4 protein-coding genes are annotated in these 4,214 nt (G+C 50.0%); 3 read left to right on the forward strand and 1 reads right to left on the reverse strand.

All coding sequences use genetic code 11. The features are described from left to right. Positions 1–688 (forward strand): NAD(P)H-hydrate dehydratase (locus tag AC9UG7_RS04870; protein WP_509584954.1); only part of this gene is annotated, 688 nt, incomplete at its 5' end. A 120-nt stretch (positions 689–808) separates the two neighbouring features. On the opposite strand, the gene AC9UG7_RS04875 is transcribed toward AC9UG7_RS04870, so the two are convergent. Further along, a complete protein-coding gene (locus AC9UG7_RS04875; RefSeq protein ID WP_509584957.1) occupies positions 809–1,711 on the reverse strand; it encodes a LysR family transcriptional regulator in 903 nt (300 codons plus the stop codon). Positions 1,712–1,818: 107 nt separating this feature from the next. Between AC9UG7_RS04875 and AC9UG7_RS04880 the strand changes: the two genes are divergently transcribed. Both AC9UG7_RS04880 and AC9UG7_RS04885 read left to right on the forward strand, forming a co-directional pair. Continuing rightward, positions 1,819–2,805 carry a 2Fe-2S iron-sulfur cluster-binding protein gene (locus AC9UG7_RS04880; RefSeq protein WP_509584960.1) on the forward strand — a complete coding sequence of 329 codons (987 nt, stop codon included), beginning with the start codon at positions 1,819–1,821 and terminating at the stop codon, positions 2,803–2,805. A gap of 22 nt (positions 2,806–2,827) precedes the next feature. After that, positions 2,828–4,087, forward strand: a complete 1,260-nt coding sequence (locus AC9UG7_RS04885; RefSeq protein ID WP_509584963.1) for an aromatic ring-hydroxylating dioxygenase subunit alpha — start codon at positions 2,828–2,830, stop codon at positions 4,085–4,087. The last annotated feature ends 127 nt before the right edge of the window (positions 4,088–4,214 follow it).

Below are 4,214 nucleotides of genomic sequence, written 5' to 3' on the forward strand. Positions count from 1 at the left end.
GCTTGATGAAGCCAGTGCACATATGGTGCCAGAACAACCTGAATTGATGGTTCATGATGCGCACAACAAACAACCCCAAGTGGCATTGAGTCAAATACAAGCCGATGTGATTGCGATTGGACCTGGACTGGGACAAAGCCCGCTGGCATTGCAATGGCTAAATGCAGCATTGTCTTCGCCTACGCCATTGGTCATTGATGCGGATGCTATCAATTTGCTTGCTCAACACGAGGATGTGCTGAAGGCATTGCAACAGCGTGCATATCCAACTACCCTGACACCTCATCCTGGAGAAGCTTCAAGACTATTGTCTTGCGCGAGTGCTGACGTTCAAGCACACCGTGCCCAGTCCATACGTGAATTGGTTGAACGCACGCAGGCGGTGGTGGTACTCAAAGGCCACCACAGTTTGATGGCTTCTCCCATGCACGGTATATTGCAATGTATGCAGGGCAATCCTGCATTGGCTGTGGCTGGCAGCGGTGATGTGTTGACTGGATGTATGTCAGCCATTGTTGCTCAGGGTAGAAAGCATGGCCTAGACCAATGGCAAGCCAGTTGCTTGGCGGTGCAGTTGCATGCAGTGGCGGCAGACACACTTGTAAGCAAAGGTATTGGTCCGATTGGCATGACGCCTAGCGAACTCGTTATTGAATTACGGCAGTGTATCAATGCACACCTGAACTAGCAGTCATGCTTGACTCAGATGAAGTGAAAACCTTTATGCACGAACCTATGGGGTGATATCTTCCATTGCACAGATAACATTTTTGATGGGGCGAGTTGAATAAGTCGCTTACTCACCGATTTATTCACTAAATAATTCAATTATTCTTTGTCTCAACCACATATTACCCGGCTCCCGGTTGTATTTGGCGTGCCAGAACAGATTGATGGCAATATCTGTCAGCTTAAACGGTAGGGGTGAGGTTTCCAGTTGAAACGGCTCAGCACATTTTTGGGCAAAGCGCTCGGGCACGGTGGCTATCAAGTCCGAGCTTTGCAAAATATGACCTACCGCCACAAAGTGCGGTACGTGTAAATGAATGTCACGCGCAATGCCTTTGCGTGTCATCCATTCATCAACCTCGCTATGCCCCGTGTTGGCCGAGATCACGCCTACATGCGGCAGTGCTTTGTATTGTGCAAGGGTGATAGGGTTGCGAGCTTTGGGATGACCTTGACGGAACAAGCAAACATAACGCTGCTTGAATAGGCGACGCTGAAAAAAACCTGTAGTTAAACTCGGGAGCAAGCCTATGGCTATATCCACATTACCTGCCGCCATGTCGTCGCTCAGGTGGCCTGTGTTGGGACGCAAAGTGCTTATCTTGATATTCGGTGCTTCACGTGAGAGCATGGCCATCAGCGTGGGCATGAAATAAATCTCACCTATGTCCGTCAATCCCAGTGTGAAAGTGCGCTCACTGGTAGTCGGGTCAAAACTGTCGCGTTGGTTCAAGGCGTTTTGTAAGGTGCTAAGCGCATAGCCTATGGGCTCAATCAAATGCAAGGCGTAAGGCGTAGGTTCCATGCCGCGCGAGGTTCGCACAAACAATTCGTCTTTTAAAAGGACACGCAAGCGTTTAAGTGCATTGCTGACTGCGGGTTGTGACAGCCCCAATTTATCTGCTGAGGTGGAAACCCGTCTGTCCATAAGTAATTGATTGAAGATAACCAGCAAATTCAGGTCTATGTCTCTGAGGTCCATGGGCTAGCCTTTATTCATAAAACAAATATAACTTATATGAGTTGACTTATTTACTTATAAGATATGAATAACCACAATACACATATTCTCATTCAAACGGATATCACATGGAACTCGTGGTGCAGCCTGACAACCTGAGGTTGAGCATACAAAGCGGACAAAATCTGCTTGATGTGCTACGCGACAACGCAGTGCCAATTTCTTACAGTTGCATGTCTGGGCGTTGCGGCACTTGCCGCTGTAAAGTCACCGGCGGTGAGTTGAGCTACAGTGGTCCGCAAGCTGGTCGTCCGACAACAGGTCAGGACAGTTATGTGTTGGCATGCCAATCGGTGTTGACGCAGAGCTGCACGATTGAAATTCCCGATATGGATGAGGTGGTTGTTCACCCAGCCAAGATCATCAAAGGTACGGTCACAGTCATAGATGTATTGACGCACGATATACGCCGCTTACGTATCAAGCCAGCTAAGCCGATGGCATTTTCTCCAGGCCAATACGCCACGCTGCAATTCACACCAGACTATATTCGACCGTATTCGTGGGCGGGCTTGCCAGACGATGAAGAGATGGAATTTCAAATTCGGAAAGTTCCTGGTGGACGTGCCACCGAGTATGTTTTTTCAACATTGAAAGTGGGCGATGCTGTACGCATCAGCGGTCCCTTGGGCACGGCGTATTTGCGCCAAAAACACAAAGGGCCTATGCTGTGTGTAGGCGGTGGCACAGGTATTGCACCTATTGTTTCGATTGTGCGTGGAGCCATGGCAGCCCATATGCACAATCCCTTGCATGTGTACTTCGGTGTGCGTAGCCAAGAAGATAGTTACGACTTAGAAAGCTTGCACCGAATCGCTCAAGAGCACGGCAACATGCAATTACATGTGGTGGTGGCAACAGGGACTGTGAGCAAAGGTTTGCGCAGTGGTTTGGTGACCGACGCCATTCAAAATGATCTTCCGCTGTTGAATAACTTTATCGGCTATTTTTGCGGTGCACCCGCCATGGTGGAGGCATTAAACAGATTGGCACTATCCTTGGGTATGCCTTTGGAAAAGATCCATGCAGATGCTTTCTACCCGTCGGGTATTTGATTTTGAAAGAAGGAAATTATTCATGACACAAACATCTGTATTTCCAACTGATCCCAAGTGGGAAGGCGAGGGTACGAGCCGTATTCCGTTTTGGGCTTACACGCGCGAAGACTTGTACAAAAAAGAGTTGGACAAATTTTTCTACAACCACCACTGGTGTTACGTTGGTCTGGAGGCTGAGATACCGAATGCGGGCGACTTCAGGCGCACTGTGGTGGGTGAGCGTTCGGTCATCATGGTGAGAGATCCGGACGGCGGTATCAACGTGATTGAAAATGTGTGTGCCCACCGCGGCATGCGCTTTTGCCGCGAACGCAACGGCAACGCCAAAGATTTTTTCTGCCCCTACCACCAATGGAATTACAGTGTCAAAGGTGATTTACAAGGTGTGCCGTTTCGCCGTGGTGTCAAGCAAGACGGCAAGATCAACGGCGGCATGCCCAAAGATTTCAAAGTCGAAGATCACGGTTTGACCAAGCTGAAAGTGGCAACCCGTGGCGGCGTGGTGTTTGCCTCTTTTGACCATGACATCGAGTCATTGGAAGACTTTTTAGGCCCGGTCATTCTGAGTTACTTCGACCGCACGTTCAACGGCCGAAAGCTGAAAATTTTGGGCTACCGGCGTCAACGCATTCCTGGCAACTGGAAGCTGATGCAAGAAAACATCAAAGACCCCTACCACCCGGGCTTGTTGCACACCTGGTTTTCCACCTTCGGGCTTTGGCGCGCTGACAACAAATCCGAGTTGAAGATGGACGCGCAGTTTCGCCATGCCGCCATGATTTCCACACGCGGACAAGGCGGCAAAAACGAAGAAGTGGTCGGCGGCGTGGACAGCTTCAAAGACACCATGACTTTGAATGACAAACGCCTGCTGGACATCGTGCCCGAGGCCTGGTGGAACGGCCCGACCGCTGTGATGACCACGGTATTTCCCAGCCTGATCATTCAGCAGCAAGTCAACAGCGTGTCGACCCGGCACATACAACCCAACGGCCACGGCTCCTTCGATTTTGTCTGGACGCATTTCGGTTTTGAAGACGACACGCCTGAGATGGAGCAGCGCCGTTTGATACAAGCCAATTTGTTCGGTCCCGCAGGTTTTGTGTCAGCGGATGACGGTGAAGTCATCGAATGGTCGCAACAAGGTTTCGAGCAAAAACCTGCGCACCGCACGGTGGTGGAGATGGGCGGCTACGAGGTGGAAGACACCGACCACATGGTCACAGAAACATTGATTCGCGGCATGTACAAGTACTGGCGCAAAGTGATGGGGGAATGAGCATGATGGACTTCAACACCTATTTCGAGCTCTTAAACCTCTACAGCGATTACGCCATGGTGTGTGATTCCTCAGAGTGGGAAAAATGGCCTGACTTCTTTATGGAAGACGCTTTCTACCGTTTGCA

Source organism: Limnohabitans sp. (genome assembly GCF_046052765.1).
Classification (GTDB): domain Bacteria; phylum Pseudomonadota; class Gammaproteobacteria; order Burkholderiales; family Burkholderiaceae_C; genus Limnohabitans.

Excerpts from the sequence above, each read along its gene's own strand:
- AC9UG7_RS04875 (WP_509584957.1), bottom strand. The coding sequence starts at position 1,711 with ATGGACCTCAGAGACATAGACCTGAATTTGCTGGTTATCTTCAATCAA.
- AC9UG7_RS04880 (WP_509584960.1), top strand. The coding sequence starts at position 1,819 with ATGGAACTCGTGGTGCAGCCTGACAACCTGAGGTTGAGCATACAAAGC.
- AC9UG7_RS04885 (WP_509584963.1), top strand. The coding sequence starts at position 2,828 with ATGACACAAACATCTGTATTTCCAACTGATCCCAAGTGGGAAGGCGAG.